Annotated in this window: 13 protein-coding genes; 7 read left to right on the top strand and 6 right to left on the bottom strand. The window is 75.1% G+C overall.

All coding sequences use genetic code 11. The features are described 5' to 3' along the window. Positions 1-394 precede the first annotated feature (394 nt). Positions 395-946 (top strand): helix-turn-helix domain-containing protein, encoded by a 552-nt coding sequence (locus ACFYT9_RS33425; RefSeq protein WP_376604812.1) that lies wholly within the window; start codon positions 395-397, stop codon positions 944-946. Beyond that, complete coding sequence (locus tag ACFYT9_RS33420; RefSeq protein WP_389169661.1) at positions 943-1,692, top strand: helical backbone metal receptor; 750 nt, start codon at positions 943-945, stop codon at positions 1,690-1,692. The genes ACFYT9_RS33425 and ACFYT9_RS33420 overlap by 4 nt, the downstream gene beginning before the upstream one ends. On the opposite strand, the gene ACFYT9_RS33415 is transcribed toward ACFYT9_RS33420, so the two are convergent. Beyond that, entirely contained in the window at positions 1,619-2,779 is a 1,161-nt protein-coding gene (locus ACFYT9_RS33415) for a TDT family transporter (RefSeq protein ID WP_389169658.1), read from the bottom strand. The two genes, ACFYT9_RS33420 and ACFYT9_RS33415, sit on opposite strands and share 74 nt — an antisense overlap. A gap of 70 nt (positions 2,780-2,849) precedes the next feature. Here ACFYT9_RS33415 and ACFYT9_RS33410 point away from each other — a divergent pair, with 70 nt between their 5' ends. Further along, complete coding sequence (locus ACFYT9_RS33410; RefSeq protein ID WP_389169655.1) at positions 2,850-4,004, top strand: LysR family transcriptional regulator; 1,155 nt, start codon at positions 2,850-2,852, stop codon at positions 4,002-4,004. 311 nt (positions 4,005-4,315) lie between these two features. Here the strand turns inward: ACFYT9_RS33410 and ACFYT9_RS33405 are convergent, their stop codons facing one another. Continuing rightward, a complete protein-coding gene (locus ACFYT9_RS33405) occupies positions 4,316-5,947 on the bottom strand; it encodes an amidohydrolase (protein ID WP_389169652.1) in 1,632 nt (543 codons plus the stop codon). Positions 5,948-6,298: 351 nt separating this feature from the next. Beyond that, positions 6,299-7,066 (bottom strand): TetR/AcrR family transcriptional regulator, encoded by a 768-nt coding sequence (locus ACFYT9_RS33400; RefSeq protein ID WP_389169650.1) that lies wholly within the window; start codon positions 7,064-7,066, stop codon positions 6,299-6,301. A 67-nt stretch (positions 7,067-7,133) separates the two neighbouring features. Here ACFYT9_RS33400 and ACFYT9_RS33395 point away from each other — a divergent pair, with 67 nt between their 5' ends. Continuing rightward, positions 7,134-8,579, top strand: a complete 1,446-nt coding sequence (locus ACFYT9_RS33395) for a purine-cytosine permease family protein (RefSeq protein ID WP_389169649.1) — start codon at positions 7,134-7,136, stop codon at positions 8,577-8,579. A 64-nt stretch (positions 8,580-8,643) separates the two neighbouring features. On the opposite strand, the gene ACFYT9_RS33390 is transcribed toward ACFYT9_RS33395, so the two are convergent. Continuing rightward, positions 8,644-9,330 carry a gamma-glutamyl-gamma-aminobutyrate hydrolase family protein gene (locus tag ACFYT9_RS33390; protein WP_389169646.1) on the bottom strand — a complete coding sequence of 229 codons (687 nt, stop codon included), beginning with the start codon at positions 9,328-9,330 and terminating at the stop codon, positions 8,644-8,646. A gap of 152 nt (positions 9,331-9,482) precedes the next feature. Continuing rightward, positions 9,483-10,217, bottom strand: coding sequence for a FadR/GntR family transcriptional regulator (locus ACFYT9_RS33385; protein WP_389169710.1), 735 nt, complete (start codon positions 10,215-10,217; stop codon positions 9,483-9,485). Between the two features lie 94 nt (positions 10,218-10,311). Here ACFYT9_RS33385 and ACFYT9_RS33380 point away from each other — a divergent pair, with 94 nt between their 5' ends. The 3 genes from ACFYT9_RS33380 (at position 10,312) to ACFYT9_RS33370 (ending at position 13,949) form a co-directional block, all read left to right on the top strand. Next, a complete protein-coding gene (locus tag ACFYT9_RS33380; protein ID WP_389169643.1) occupies positions 10,312-11,676 on the top strand; it encodes a glutamine synthetase family protein in 1,365 nt (454 codons plus the stop codon). Between the two features lie 105 nt (positions 11,677-11,781). Beyond that, entirely contained in the window at positions 11,782-13,155 is a 1,374-nt protein-coding gene (locus tag ACFYT9_RS33375) for an aldehyde dehydrogenase family protein (protein ID WP_389169640.1), read from the top strand. Then, the gene (locus ACFYT9_RS33370) at positions 13,152-13,949 is read left to right on the top strand and encodes a 3-oxoacyl-ACP reductase (protein ID WP_376603310.1); all 798 of its coding nucleotides are present in this window, start codon (positions 13,152-13,154) and stop codon (positions 13,947-13,949) included. The genes ACFYT9_RS33375 and ACFYT9_RS33370 overlap by 4 nt, the downstream gene beginning before the upstream one ends. 14 nt (positions 13,950-13,963) lie before the next feature. Here ACFYT9_RS33370 and ACFYT9_RS33365 read toward each other — a convergent pair whose 3' ends face one another. Continuing rightward, positions 13,964-15,166, bottom strand: a complete 1,203-nt coding sequence (locus ACFYT9_RS33365) for an amino acid deaminase/aldolase (RefSeq protein WP_376603311.1) — start codon at positions 15,164-15,166, stop codon at positions 13,964-13,966. Positions 15,167-15,214: the final 48 nt, after the last annotated feature.

Below are 15,214 nucleotides of genomic sequence, written 5' to 3'. Positions count from 1 at the left end.
CGGGGGGGGGCCCCCCGCGCGGGGGGGGGGGGGGCGCCCCCCCCCCGGCGGGCGGGGGGGGGGGGGGGGCGGCCCCGCGCCCCCCCCCCCCCCCCCCCCCCGGCGCCACGGGTGCGGTGGTACGCGCGTGTGCAGCACCGGCGGTGATACGCACGCGTGCCGCACCACCGTCCGCGGTCGCGCGTGCCGGACCACCGCCGGCGGGCCGCCCGCGCTGACCCCGGACTCACCCGACGGAGAGGGGTGGTCGCCGAAAGTGATCGGTGACCACCCCTCTCCGCTGCCCTTTCCGGCACCCTTTCCGTCACGACGCGAAACCTCGGCCCAAAGCTGCGTAAGGTGCAGGTAACCGGCCGGTACGCGACGAGGCAGCCAGCAGAGGGAGGGAGCCGCCGTGGACGAGAAGGAAGCACCCCGGGTGGGCGCGGCCGTGAAGAGACGCCGCCGGGCCCTCCAGCTCACCCTGGCCGTCGTCGCCTCCCGCAGCGGTCTCTCCGTGCCCTTCCTCAGCCAGATCGAGAACGAGCGGGCCCGCCCCAGCCGCCGTTCCCTGGAGCTGGTCGCCGAGGCCCTCCAGACCACCGCCGCCGAACTCCTCGCCGTCGCCGAGGCCGCCCGCACCGTCGACGTCGTCCGCGCCGACGAGGGCACCGCCGCGATGCCGGACGGCGTGCGCCGCCTGGTGCGCGGCAGGCACCAGCTGCACGCCCTGGAGTTCTCCGGCGAGCAGGACGCGGGGCGCGAATTCCAGCACCGCAACGACGAGTTGCTGTACGTCGCCGACGGCGCCGCCGAGGTCGAGGCCGAGGGCCGCGCCCACCGGCTCGGCCGCGGCGACTCCCTCTACCTCTCCGGCGGCGTCCGGCACCGCTGGCGCGCCACCGAACCGGGCACCCGCCTCCTCGTCGTCGCCGTCGCCGACCACGTCGAGGTCGAGGAGGAATGACCCCGACCGGAATCCGGGGGCGGGCCCCGCGGGTCGTGTCGCTGGTGCCCTCGCTCACCGAGGCGGTCGCCGTCACCGCGCCGGGGCTCCTCGTCGGCGCCACCGACTGGTGCACCCACCCCGCCGGGCTCGACGCCGCCCGGATCGGCGGCACCAAGAACCCGGACGTGCCCGCGATCCTCGCCCTCCGGCCCGACCTCGTCCTCGCCAACGAGGAGGAGAACCGGGCCGCCGACCTCGACGCGCTGCGGGACGCCGGCGCGGAGGTCCTCGTCACCGAGATCCGCACCCTCGACCAGGGGCTGACCGCCCTCGGCGACGTCCTCGCCGCCTGCGGCGCGCCCCGCCGCCCGCGCTGGCTGGCCGAGGCGGAGGAGGCGTGGGCGGCCGTGGAGCCGGTGGCGGACGGGGTCGGCGCCGTCGTACCGATCTGGCGGCGGCCCTGGATGGTGCTCGGCCGGGACACCTTCGCCGGCGACCTGCTCGCCCGCCTCGGCGTCCGCAACCTGTACGCCGACCACCCCGAGCGCTACCCGAAGATCCCGCTCGCCGAGCTGACCGGGGCCCGGCCGCGCCTGGTGGTCCTCCCCGACGAGCCGTACCGCTTCGGCGCGGACGACGGCCCCGAGGCGTTCCCCGGGGCCGCGGCCGCGCTCGTCGACGGGCGGATGCTCACCTGGTACGGGCCGTCGCTGGCGACGGCACCGCGGCTGCTGGCGCGGGACCTGCGAGCAGCGCTCCGCTGACCAGGCCGCGCACGGTGTGGACTCCCGCCACCAGCCAGGCCGCGGCGAGGAGCACGTACAGCGCGACCGCGAGCCAGCGGAAGGCGTCGAGACCGGTGTGGCGGGCCAGCCCCTCGGCGCCGGTGACGCAGGTGCCGACCGGGAAGGTGAAGGCCCACCAGGTCATCGCGAAGCCCATGCCGGCGCGCCGGGCCCTCACCACCATCGCCCCGGCCAGCGCCAGCCACAGCAGCGCGAACCCCATGACCGGCACGCCGTAGAGGACGGCGAAGGCGGCGAAGCCGTGCGCGTACGTCTCGGGGAGCACGCGGGCGGCGGAGTCGGCGAAGGCGTTGGCCGCGGTGGTCGACTGCCCGAGCGGGCCGAGGACGAGGAAGAGCGTCGGGGTGAGCGCGAGGGGCAGCGGGCCGTCGAGGACGAGCCGGCCGAAGACCAGCGGCAGCATCACCAGGGTGGCGAGCAGACTGATGCCGAACATCGCGTAGCAGGCGATCAGGAGGGTCTGCCGGGGCTGCCCCTCGGGCAGGTGGGGGAGGAGCAGCGGGCCGAGGGCGGCGGAGACCATGGGCGCGACGACGGGCAGCAGCCAGACGGGGGACGCCTGATCGATCCGGTGCCGGACCACCATCAGGTACGGCACGGCGACGGCCGCGGCCAGCCCGACGGCCGTGCCGGCGGTGAAGAGCACGGCGTCGAGGGCGACGGCCGCGGGGAGACCTATCCAGTCCCTGCCGAGCGTCAGCGTGCCGCCGCCGACGGCGAGCAGCGCCATCGAGAGACAGCCGTAGAAGGGCGCCACCGCCGGGTCGAGGAGGTGGGCGCGGGCCTGGTCGCGGTGGCGGCGCCAGTGCGCGGCCCGGGCGGCGAGCAGGGTCAGCAGCATCGCGAGGGAGAGCGCCCACACGGCGGTGCAGACGGTACGGAGGCCGGGCACGGTGACGGGGAGCGCGGCGCCCGCGGTGCCGACGACGGAGGTGCCCATCACGGAGGCGTACCAGTTGGGTCCGAGGTGACGGACCGACCGGGTCACGCGGACGCCCGGGGTGGTGGCGCCGAGAAGGGGGCGGGAGGATGCGAGGCTTGCCATGACTCCACCGTCGCCGCAGGTCAGCGCCCCCACCAGGGATCATGGGGCTATGACGTCATAAGCTGGCTTTATGAGCGGGGAGAGGAACGGCGGCGGCACGGGGGCGGAACGGCGCACGGACGGGAGCGACGGCGGCGCCGGGAGCGCCGGTGGCGCCGAGAGTGCCGGGCGAGCCGGTGGTTCCGGCCGGGCCGGAGGGCGGACGGCCGCCGCGGCGATCGTGGCCGCCGGTGGTGGTGTCGCCGGTTCCGGCAGGGGCGGTACGGGTGCGGGGTCCGGTACGGGTGCGGCGGGGGCGCGCGAGCCGGTGACCGCGCACCTCTCGCACCGGGTGCCCGATCTCGGCGCACTCGAACTGCTCCTCGCCGTCGCCCGGCACGGCAGTCTCGGGGCCGCCGCCCGCGAGGTCGGGATCACGCAGCCGGCGGCGAGCAGCCGGATCCGTTCCATGGAGCGGCAGCTCGGCGTGGCGCTCGTGGACCGCTCCCCGCGTGGCTCGCGGCTCACCGACGCGGGCGCGCTGGTCACGGACTGGGCGCGCCGGATCGTGGAGTCCGCGGAGGCGTTCGACGCGGGGGTGCAGGCGCTGCGGGGACGCCGGGACTCGCGGCTGCGGGTGGTGGCGTCGATGACGATCGCCGAGTACCTGCTGCCGGGGTGGCTGATCGCGCTGCGCGCCGAGCGGCCCGACACCGCGGTGTCGCTCCAGGCGGGAAACTCGGCCGTCGTCGCGGAGCGGCTGCTCGCGGGGGAGGCGGACCTCGGCTTCGTGGAGGGTCTCGCGGTGCCCGACGGTCTCGACGGCACCGTCGTCGCCCACGACCGGCTCGCGGTCGTGACCGCGCCCTCCCACCCGTGGGCCCGCCGCCGCGCCCCGATCGAGCCGGCCGAGCTGGCCGCGACCCCGCTGGTGCTGCGGGAGCACGGCTCGGGCACCCGGCAGGTCCTCGACGCGGCCCTCGCCGGGCACGGCGGGCTCGCCCGCCCGCTCCTCGAACTCGCCTCCACCACCGCCGTGAAGGCGGCGGCGGTCAGCGGCGCGGGCCCGGCGGTCCTCAGCGAGCTGGCGATCGCCGAGGAGCTGTCCTCGCGCCGACTGGTCGCCGTGCCGGTCGCGGGCGCCCGGCTCACCCGCGACCTGCGGGCCGTCTGGCCGACCGGCCACCGCCCCACCGGCCCGGCCCGCGACCTCCTCTCCCTGACGAGGGCGCGGCCGGGTGGCTGAGGGTTCCCGTCCGGGGCTTCCCTGGCCGGGAACCTCTGACGGGGCTTGTTTGCCCGGGAACCTCTGACAGGGCTTCCCTGTCCGGGAGCCCCGGACGGGGCTTCCCGGACAAGGGTTCACGGGCAGGGGGGGTTCCTGACGGGGGCTCCCCGACGGGGATTCCCTGACGGGGCTTCCCGGGCAGGTCGTCTCCTGGGTAGGTAGCTTCCCTCACGAGGGATTCCCGGCCAGGTCGTCTCCCACGCAGGTGGCTTCTCTGACAGGGCTCCCTGACGAGGGTTCCCTGACGGGGCCCACCCGGCCGGGGGCTTCTACAGCTGCGGGGCTCGGTGGGTGACGCGGCCGTCCACCGCCGTCAGGAGGACCGGGAGGTCCGGGAGCTCCGCGGCGGGCGTGGTGAGCGGGTCGGCCGCGAGGACCGTCAGGTCCGCGCGGTGGCCCGCCGCGAGCCGGCCGGAGCTCCGCTCCTCGCCGGCCGCGTAGGCCGCGCCGGTCGTCAGGCCGCGCAGCGCCTCCAGCACGGTCAGCGCCTGCTCGGGCCCGTGCGGCGGCTGCGCCAGGTCGCGGGTGGGGCGGCGGTGCACGGCGCCGGCCAGCACGCCCAGCGGCGGGAACGGCGCGATCGGCCAGTCCGAGCCCAGCACCACGGTCGCCCCCGAGTCCACCAGGTCGCGGCAGCGCCAGGCGCGCCCGGCGCGCTCCTCGCCGAGCCGGCGGGACCAGTTGTCGGTGTGGTCGGCGCGGGTGAAGTCGCAGCAATGGGTGGGCTGCATCGAGGCGATGACGCCCAGCTCCGCGAAGCGGCCGAGGGTGTCGTCCGGGACGGTCTCGATGTGCTCGACCCGGTGACGTACGCCCGGGTCGCCGCCGGTCGACCGCGCCTTCTCCACGGCGTCCAGGACGTGCCGGACGGCGGCGTCGCCGATGGCGTGGGTGGCCGTCGGCACCCCGGCGCGGTGCAGAGCGCCGATGACCTCCGTGTACGCCTCGGGGTCCGGCCAGAAGGCGTGGGTGGACTCGCCGTGGCAGTCCGGCTTCTCCAGCCACGCGGTGCCGTTGTCGATGGTGCCGTCCATGAAGAGCTTCACGCCGGCGACCTGCCAGAGCGCGCCGCCGCGGCCCTGCAGGGAGATCAGCTCCTGGACGCCGAGCGCGTCGGTGCCGGGCTGGCTCCAGGGGGCCACCCGCAGCCGCAGCGGCAGCCGGCCGGCGGCGTCCAGCTCGGCGAAGAGGTCGAGGCTGTCGCCGTTGGCGTCCATGACGTGCCCGCCGGTCAGGCCGGCCGCCGCCATCCCGTCCAGCGCCTCGGCCAGCCGCTCCAGGCGCTCGGCGCGGGTCGGCTGCGGGGCGACGCGCTCGACCAGCTCGCAGGCGGCGTCCTCCTGGAGCAGCCCGGTGGGGCGCCCGTCGGCGTCGCAGACGATCTCGGCGGACGCCTGGGCGAAGGAGCGGGGGCCGTCGATCCCGGCGAGTTCGAGGGCGCGGCGGGAGGCGAGCGCGGAGTGCGCGTCGAAGAGCAGCAGGAAGGCGGGGACTCCGTCGAGGACGGTGTCGAAGGGGGCGACGCCGACCGGCTCGTCACCGAAGACGTTCGGGTCGAGGCCCCAGGCGAACAGCCAGTCGCCCCGGCCGAGCCCCCGCACCTCGCCCGCCAGCGCCTCCCGCACGTCGGCGAGGTCGGCGCAGCGGGAGAGGTCGAGGCCGCCGGTGAGCTCGGCGCCGGTCACGGGGTGGACGTGCCCGTCGACGAGGCCCGGGGTGACGACCGCGCCCTTCAGGTCGACGACGGTGGTCGCCGGTCCGGCGAGCTCCCGCATCGCGCGGTCGTCGCCGAGCGCGGCGATCCGCCCGTCCTCGCCCACGGCGAGCGCGCTCGCCGCGAGGAAGCCGCCGGTGGCGGGGTCGAGCAGACGGGCGGAGTGGAGGACGAGTCGGGTGGACACGGGGGTGCTCCTAGCGGTGGTGGTACGAGAAGGGTGATCACGGCACGGGCGGTACGGGCGCGCGCCACGCCCGGACGTACGGCGACGCCCGGCCGCGCGCCGGCGCCCGGGCCCCAGCGTGCGACGCACGCCGCGACCTGACGCGTACGCCCGCGCTGACGCGTACGCCCGCGCTGACGCGTACGCGTGCGCCGGACGCGTACGCCCCGCACGTCTCCGGCGCGTTCGCGTCGGTCGTACGGCCGCCGGTCCGCCCCGTGCGCGCCGGGCGCGAAGGGCGCACCCACGCTCACAAGGCGTACGCCCCCGGCGTGGCGTACGGCCCCCGGCGTGGCCGTACGGCCCCCGCCGTCAGGCTCCGGCGGTCGCCACGTCGTCGGGGGTGGCCGAGGCGTCGGCGGTCGCGGCCGCCGCGGCCGCCGCCAGGCGCGGCACCGCCGCCTCGGCCGCCTCCGTGGGGGAGAAGGTGAGGGGGAGGCCGCCCGTCGCGCCGGGGGCGTCGAGGGTGCCGTGCGGGAGGTCGAGGGCGCGTTCCGCGGTGCTGAGGGCCAGGCGGGTGACGGCCGCGGGCCGGTCGGTGCGGTCGGAGTTGGCGTGGGCGCCGAGGCCGTCCAGGACGACCAGCACCTGGATCGCCGCGGACCTGGGGTCGTCCGTGCGGAAGTCACCGCGGGCGACGCCGTCGCGGATCAGCTCCTCCAGCCGGTCGTCGGAGGCCAGCTCCATCCGGGTGACCACGTCCCGCAGCACCGGCCGGTAGCGGCTCAGGTGCCGGGCGTTGATCCAGAGGCGGCTGATGTCGTCGTACGCCTCGCCGGACGACAGCGCGAAGTACCGGGCCAGGTACTGCGCCGGGGTGCCGTCCGCGCGCTCGGCCGGCAGCAGCGAGTCGAGCTCGCCGAGGGCCGCGACCGAGAACGCCTCGGCCACCAGGTCCTCGGCCGAGGGGAAGTAGTGGCTGATCAGACCGGGCCGGACGGCGAGCTCCTCGGCGACCCGCCGCAGGGTGACGCACTCGAGACCTTCGGTCAGGGCGATCCGCGCGGCGGTCGCCACGATCTCCGCCCGCCGGGCCTCGGGTGATTTCCGGATTCGCTTGCGCTGGACGCTTGACGACATACCGGCGATGCTATTGAGTGTGCGACCAATAAGCAACCAGGTGGGCAATCACGCACCGGAGGGCCGCATGGCTTCCACGATCCCCGACCCGCGCTCCGGGACAGAGCGCGCGTCGGCACCCCTGCCGGCGGGTGACCGGCCCGGCCGCATCGAGGCCCACGGCATCGACCACATCCCGGACGGCGAGCGCCACGGCCACCCCCGTGAGCTGTTCTCCGTCTGGGCCGCGGCGAACGTCAACTACCTCAGCCTCGTCATCGGCGGCGCCCTGGTCCTCATGGGCCTCACCCTCGGGCAGGCGATCGGCGTGATCGTCGTCGGCAACCTCTTCTGGGTCCTCACCGGCGTCCTCGCCACCTCGGGACCGGCCGCGGGCGTGCCCAGCGAGGTCGTGACCCGCGCGCTCTACGGCATCCGGGGCAACCGCGTGAACAACGCCGTCGGCGGCTGGCTCGTCTCCGTCTGCTACTTCGCGCTCAACCTGGCGGCCGCCGCGACCGCCGCCTTCGCGCTCGTCGAGAAGACCGGACTCCCGGTCGGCACCCCGACGAAGGTGGCGGTCATCGTGGTCATCGCCGCCCTCACACTGGTCATCAGCGTCTACGGGCACGCGCTGATCATCAAGCTCTACCTGCCGATCACGCTGGTCCTGAGCGCCGCGTTCGCCGTCGTCGCCCTCGCCGTCCTGCGGAACGCCGACTTCTCGTACACCCCGGCCGAGTCGCACTCCGGCGTCGCCCTGTGGGCGCTGCTGCTCGCGGGCACCACGATGATCGCCTCCGGCCCGCTCTCGTACACCACGAGCGCCGACTTCTCCCGCTACCTGCCCCGCGACAGCTCCCCGCGCGCCATCGTGCTGTGGAACGCGCTCGGCGCGTTCGTGCCCAGCGTCGTCGTCTGTTCGCTCGGCGCCCTCGCCGCCACCGTCGTCGACATGTCCGACCCGCAGACGGCGCTCCAGGGCATCCTGCCGGGCTGGTTCGTGCCGGTCTTCCTGCTCGCCCTGGTCCTCGGCACCATCGCCATCAACGCCCTCACCGCGTACAGCGCCGGACTCGCCCTCCAGGCCGTCGGCCTGCGCGTCCGCCGCACGGTCAGCGTGCTCGTGGACGGCGCCGTCGCGGTCGCCCTCACCCTCTACGGGCTGCTGGTCTCCAACTTCCTGGACACCGTGAGCAACGCCCTCCAGGTGATCACGGTCCTCACCGGCCCGATGATGTGCGTCTACGCCACGGACATCCTGCTCCGCCGCAACCGCTACGACGTGGCCGCCCTCTCCGACGAGACCGCCGGCAGCCCCTTCTGGTACACCGGCGGCGTCAACGCGGCGGGCGTGACCGCCCTGCTCGGCGGCGCCGCGGCCGGCGCGCTGTGCGTCGACAGCATCTACACGGGCCCGGTCGCCGCCGCCGTCGGCATGGACCTGTCGCTGCCCGTCGGCATGGCCGTCGCCACCGCCCTCTACCTGGTGCTCGGCCGCCGTCCGGTGGCGGCCACCCTGCCCGCCGCCTGACGGCGCGGCCCCGCGAACCGCGGGGCGGCCGGACCGCCCACCCCGGCCGCCCCGCGCACCCGCCTCACCGCCGGCGCACGGCCGCCTCCACCAGGCCGCGCACCACCCTCGGGTCCTCACCCATCTCCGGGTGCCACTGCACCCCGAGCGCCCAGGCCGGCTCCGCCAGCTCCACCGCCTCCACCGTGCCGTCCTCCGCGTACGCCGAGGCCACCAGGCCCGCGCCGAGCCGGTCCACGGCCTGGTGGTGATAGGTCGGCACATCGGCGAGCTCCGGGACGAGCGAGGCGTACAGCGTCCCCGGCACCGGTTTCACCGGGTGCCGCCCCATCACCCCCTCGGCCTCCACGTGCCCGTCCAGGTGCTGTGTCAGCGTGCCGCCCAGCGCCACGTTGAGCAGCTGCATCCCCCGGCAGATCCCGAGCAACGGGGTGCCCGAGGCGAGCGCGGCGTCGATCAGCGCCAGCTCCCAGGAGTCCCGCTCCCGCGCCGGCGGTCCGGTCCGGGGGTCGGGCTCGGCGCCGTACCGTACGGGCTCCACGTCCGCACCGCCCGCCACCACCAGACCGTCGAGGCGGGCCAGCACCGCCGCCGCCGCGGCGGGCTCGTCCGGCGGCAGCATCACCACGAGACCGCCGCCCTCCCGCACGTACCGCGGGTACTGCGCGGGCAGCAGCGCCGCCGGCATGTCCCAGGCCCTCCAGCGCGCCCGGTCGAGATAGGTCGTTACGCCGATGAGCGGCTCGGTCACGGGGCTGCCTCCTGGTCCGTGCGGATAGGTGCGGTAGGTGCGGTACGAGCAGTGCGTGCGGTACGAGCGGTACGTGCGGTGCCGGCGCTACGCGGGGAACCTGCCGCCGACTCTAGGCCGTGCCGCGCCCCAATGGACCGCTGACATACCTTTCAGGCCAGGAAGCCGCGCAGCAGCGCCGCCGTCCCCGCGCAGTGCTCCCGCATCACCTCGCGGGCCGCGTCCGCGTCCCCCTCCAGGACCGCGTCCACCAGCGCCGCGTGCTGGTGCTGGGAATGCTCCAGGTTGCGGACCAGCAGCGGGATGCAGTCCAGCAGGTCGTTGACGGTCGCGCGGACCGCCGCGTACTGGGCCGTCAGGCTCGGCGAGCCGGCGAGCCCGGCGAGCGTGAGGTGGAGCAGCGTGTCCTGGCGGCGGTAGTCGGCCGGCGGGGCGTCACGGGTCGCCGCCAGCGCCGCCCGCAGCCGCTCCGCGGCGGCCGCGTCCAGGCCCTGCGCCGCGCACAGCCCGGCCGCCCCCACCTCCAGGACCTCCCGGAAGCGCAGCGCGTCCTCCATGTCGACCGCGGCGACCCGGCGGCGCAGCTCCGCCTCGTCCGGGTCCTGCGGGCGCGGCAGCACGAACGTTCCGCCGTAGCGGCCGCGCCGGCTCTCCACCAGGCCCTGTTCCTGGAGCACCTTCAGGACCTCGCGCAGCGTCACCCGGCTGATCCCCATCCGCTCGGCCAGCTCCCGCTCGGCGGGCAGCCGCCCGCCCGCCGGGACCAGGCCGAGGCGGACCACCTGGAGGACCTGCTCCAGCGCCTCCTCGAAACCGTTGCCGGCCCGGACCGGGCGCAGCACGGGCGTCAACCGGTCGGCGGGACCGCCGGGTTCACTCGTACGGATCACTTCTCGTCGCCCCTTCCCCTGGCACTTCCCAAGCAATGGTCTCGCCCCATACCTTATGACTCCCGGCAGGCCGAACGAGGAGAGGCATCCCGTGGCAGACCGCACACCCCCGCTGACCGTCGAGGAACTGCGCTCCCTCGTGGCCGACGGCGAGATCGACACCGTAGTCCTGGCCTTCCCGGACATGCAGGGCCGGCTCCAGGGGAAGCGGTTCGCCGCGCCCTTCTTCCTCGACGAGGTGCTCGCCCACGGCACCGAGGGGTGCAACTACCTCCTCGCCGTCGACACCGAGATGAACACCGTCGACGGCTACGCGATGTCCTCCTGGGAGAGCGGCTACGGCGACTTCGCCATGCACCCCGACCTCGCCACCCTCCGCCGCGTCCCGTGGAACGACGCGACCGCCCTCGTCACCGCCGACCTGGCCTGGGCCGACGGCTCACCCGTCGTCGCCGCCCCCCGCCAGATCCTCCGCCGGCAGCTGGACCGGCTCGCCGCACACGGCCTCACCGCCCACGTCGGTACGGAACTGGAGTTCATCGTCTTCCGGGACACCTACGAGGAGGCGTGGGACTCCGGCTACCGCGACCTCACCCCGGCCAACCAGTACAACGTCGACTACTCCGTCCTCGGCACCGGCCGCATCGAGCCCCTGCTGCGCCGCATCCGCAACGAGATGGCCGCCGCCGGCCTCACCGTCGAGTCCGCCAAGGGCGAGTGCAACCCCGGCCAGCACGAGATCGCCTTCCGCTACGACGAAGCCCTCGTCACCTGCGACCAGCACGCCGTCTACAAGACCGGGGCCAAGGAGATCGCCTCCCAGGAAGGCGTCTCGCTCACCTTCATGGCCAAGTACAACGAGCGCGAGGGCAACTCCTGCCACATCCACCTCTCCCTCCAGGACGAGGCGGGCACCAACGTGATGGCCGGGGACGACCCCCACGGCATGTCCGAGGTCATGCGGCACTTCCTCGCCGGGCAACTGGCCGCGATGCGGGACTTCTCCCTCCTCTACGCCCCCAACATCAACTCCTACAAGCGCTTCCAGCCCGGCTCCTTCGCCCCGACCGCCGTCGCCTGGGGCCCCGACAACCGCACCTGCGCGCTGCGGATCGTCGGCCACGGGCGCTCCACCCGCTTCGAGAACCGGCTGCCCGGCGGCGACGTCAACCCCTACCTCGCCGTCGCCGCGATGATCGCCGCGGGCCTCCACGGCATCGAGCGGGGCCTCGAAATCCCCCCGCCCTGCACCGGGAACGCCTACGCCGCCGACCACGCCCACGTCCCCACCACCCTGCGCGAGGCCGCCGAGCTCTGGGAGACCAGCGAGATCGCCAAGGACGCCTTCGGCGCCGAGGTCGTCGCCCACTACCGCAACATGGCCCTCGTCGAACTCGCCGCCTTCGACGCGGCGGTCACGGACTGGGAACTGCGCCGCTCCTTCGAACGCCTCTGAAGAACACCGCGGGGGAGCCGCCGGGCACCCGGACTCCTCCGGCGGAACCCCGGGAAGCCGCCGCCGACCCCGGACTCCTCCGCACACCCCCGAGAGGAACGAGCCTTGCCCACCGAGCTCCACGTACTCAACCCGGCGACGGAGGAACACGTCGCCACCGTCCCCGCCGCCGGCCCCGCGGACGTCGACGCCGCCGTCACCCGGGCCGCCGCCGCGCAGACCGCGTGGGCCGCCGCCGCTCCCGCCGACCGCGCCCGGCTGCTCCGCCGCTTCGCCTCGGTCGTCGACGCGCACACCGAGGAACTCGCCCTCCTGGAGGTCCGCGAGGCCGGCCACACCCTCGGCAACGCCCGCTGGGAGGCCGGGAACGTCCGCGACCTCCTCGACTACGCGGCCGGGGGAGTCGAGCGCCTGAACGGACGCCAGATCCCCGTCCCCGGAGGCATCGACCTCACGATCCTCGAACCCCTCGGTGTCGTCGGCGTCATCGCGCCCTGGAACTTCCCCATGCCGATCGCCGCCTGGGCCACCGCCCCCGCCCTCGCCGCCGGCAACGCCGTGATCCTCAAACCGGCCGAGACCACCCCCCTCACCGCGCTCCGCCTCGCCGAACTCGCCCTGGAGGCCGGCCTCCCCGAGCACCTCTTCCAGGTCCTCCCCGGCGAGGGGCCCGTCGCAGGCGAAGCCCTCGTCACCCACCCCGGCATCGCCAAGATCGTCTTCACCGGCTCCACCCGCACCGGCAAGCGGATCATGGCCAAGGCCGCCGACCAGGTGAAGCGGCTCACCCTCGAACTCGGCGGCAAGAGCCCCAACATCGTCTTCGCCGACGCGGACATCGAGGCGGCGGCCGCCGCCGCCCCCATGGCCTTCCTCGACAACAGCGGCCAGGACTGCTGCGCCCGCACCCGCATCCTCGTCCAGCGGAGCGTCTTCGACCGCTTCATGGAACTCCTCACCCCGGCGATCGAGGAGATCGTCGTCGGCGACCCGCTCGACCCGCGCACCCAGATGGGCCCGCTGATCTCCCGCGCCCAGCTCGACCGGGTCCGCGCCCACGTCCCCGAGGACGCCGAGGCCATCCGCGGCAAGGCGCCCGAAGGGCCCGGCTTCTGGTTCCCGCCGACCGTCCTGACCGGCGTCGCCGAGGACGCCCCCTGCGCCGTCGAGGAGATCTTCGGACCCGTCGCCGTCGTCCTCCCCTTCGAGGACGAGGCCGACGCCCTCCGGCTCGCCGACGCCACCCCGTACGGCCTCGCCGGCTCCATCTGGACCCGGGACGTCGGCCGCGCCCTGCGCGCCGCCCGCTCCGTCCGGGCCGGCAACCTCTCCGTCAACTCCCACTCCAGCGTCCGCTACTGGACCCCGTTCGGCGGCTTCGGCCAGTCCGGACTCGGCCGGGAACTCGGCCCCGACGCCCTGACCGCCTTCACCGAGACCAAGAACGTCTTCATCAGCACGGAGGGCCCCGCACTGTGAGCAGCAACCCGACCAGCGAAGAGATCGTCTGCCGCCGCCTCGTCGGCCGCACCGCCGTCATCACCGGCGCCGGCAGCGGCATCGGCCTCGCCACCGCCCGCCGGCTCGCCTCCGAGGGCGCGCACGTCGTCTGCGGCGACATCGACGAGGAGGCCGGGAAGGCCGCCGCCGAGGCCGTCGGCGGCACCTTCGTCAAGGTCGACGTCACCGACCCGGAGGAGGTCGAGGCGCTCTTCCGCGTCGCCTTCGAGACCTACGGCTCCGTCGACATCGCCTTCAACAACGCGGGCATCTCCCCGCCCGACGACGACTCCATCCTGGAGACCGGTCTGGAGGCGTGGAAGCGCGTCCAGGACGTCAACCTCACCTCCGTCTACCTGTGCTGCAAGGCCGCCCTGCCGTACATGCGGCGCCAGGGCCGGGGCTCCATCATCAACACCGCCTCCTTCGTCGCGATCATGGGCGCGGCGACCAGCCAGATCTCGTACACCGCCTCCAAGGGCGGCGTCCTCGCCATGTCCCGCGAGCTCGGCGTCCAGTTCGCCCGCGAGGGCATCCGGGTCAACGCGCTCTGCCCCGGACCGGTCAACACCCCGCTGCTCCAGGAGCTGTTCGCCAAGGACCCGGAGCGGGCCGCCCGCCGGCTCGTCCACATCCCGGTCGGCCGGTTCGCCGAGGCGGAGGAGATCGCGGCGGCCGTCGCCTTCCTCGCCAGCGACGACTCCTCGTTCGTCAACGCCGCCGACTTCCTCGTCGACGGCGGCATCTCCGGCGCCTACGTGACCCCCCTCTAGGGAGTCACGGGGAGTCAGAGGAAGGTGCGGCCCTCGCCCCGGTAGGTCGGGACCGTGTCCACCACACGGTCCCCCTCCACCAGGTGCAGCGCGTCGAACCGCTCGCACAGCTCGCCGGCCTTCGCGTGCCGGAACCACACCGGGTCGCCGATCCTCAGATCGTCGGCCGGCGAGCCCAGCAGCGGCGTCTGGACCTCGCCGGCGCCCTCCTGCGGGTCGTAGCGCAGCCCCTCCGGCAGGTACGGCACCGGCAGCCGGTCGCGCCCCGCCGCACCGGACGCCGGGTAGCCGCCGCCGAGCACGGTGACGACCCCGACACCCGGCCTGCGCACCACGGGCAGCGCGAAGAGCGCGGCCGGCCGGCCGCTGAAGGACGAGTAGCCGTCGAAGAGCCGCGGCACGTAGAGACCGGACCCGGCGGCGATCTCGGTCACGGCCGCCTCCGCCGCGGTGTGCTGCACGCTGCCGGTGCCACCGCCGTTCACGAACTCCAGCTCCGGCGCCACCGCCCGTACGGCCCCGACCACCGCCGCCCGCCGCTCGGCCAGCTCCCGGCGGGCCACCGCCTGCATCGCCCTGACCGCCCGCGACCGCAGCGGCCGCCCGGCCACCGCGTCCCCGACGCCCGCCACGTGCCCCTCGTACGCCATCAGACCGACCAGCCGGAACCCCGGCCGGCGCGCCACCGACCGGGCCAGCTCCGCCAGCTGCCCCGGCGTCCGCAGCGGGGAGCGCCGGGCGCCGACCCGGACCCGGCCGCCCAGCAGGCGCAGCGAGGTGTCCATCTCCAGACAGACCCGCACCTCCTCCGTGCCGCCGGCCCGCGCCGCGTCGATCAGCTCCAGCTGCGTCACGTCGTCGACCATCACCGTCACGGCGGCGGCGAGCTTCGGATCGCGCGCCAGCTCCGCGTACCCCGCCCGGTCGACGGACGGATAGGCGAGCAGCACGTCCTCGAAGCCGGCCCGGGCCAGCCACAGCGACTCGCGGAGCGTGAACGACATCACCCCGGCGAACCCGTCCCGCGCCAGCACCCGCTCCAGGAGCGCCCGGCACCGCACCGACTTGCTGGCCACCCGGATCGGCTTGCCGCCCGCCCGGCGCACCAGGTCGTCCGCGTTCGCGTCGAACGCCTCCAGATCGACGATCGCCAGCGGCGCGTCCAGAGCGGCGGTGGCCCGGTCGTACCGGGCCCTGTCGGCGGCACGGGGAGTCATGGCCCGAGCTTGCCAGACGGTCAGGGGGGTGGGTACCCCTGGGTTCCC

Origin of the sequence: Streptomyces sp. NPDC004435 (genome assembly GCF_042873895.1) — a bacterium.
Taxonomy (GTDB): domain Bacteria; phylum Actinomycetota; class Actinomycetes; order Streptomycetales; family Streptomycetaceae; genus Streptomyces.
The sequence above is the reverse complement of the archived record's forward strand: the minus strand, read 5'-3'. Positions and strand labels throughout refer to the sequence as shown.

Coding starts and splice junctions, on each gene's coding strand:
- ACFYT9_RS33420 (WP_389169661.1), top strand. CDS start 943: ATGACCCCGACCGGAATCCGGGGGCGGGCCCCGCGGGTCGTGTCGCTG.
- ACFYT9_RS33415 (WP_389169658.1), bottom strand. CDS start 2,779: ATGGCAAGCCTCGCATCCTCCCGCCCCCTTCTCGGCGCCACCACCCCG.
- ACFYT9_RS33410 (WP_389169655.1), top strand. CDS start 2,850: ATGAGCGGGGAGAGGAACGGCGGCGGCACGGGGGCGGAACGGCGCACG.
- ACFYT9_RS33400 (WP_389169650.1), bottom strand. CDS start 7,066: ATGTCGTCAAGCGTCCAGCGCAAGCGAATCCGGAAATCACCCGAGGCC.
- ACFYT9_RS33395 (WP_389169649.1), top strand. CDS start 7,134: ATGGCTTCCACGATCCCCGACCCGCGCTCCGGGACAGAGCGCGCGTCG.
- ACFYT9_RS33365 (WP_376603311.1), bottom strand. CDS start 15,166: ATGACTCCCCGTGCCGCCGACAGGGCCCGGTACGACCGGGCCACCGCC.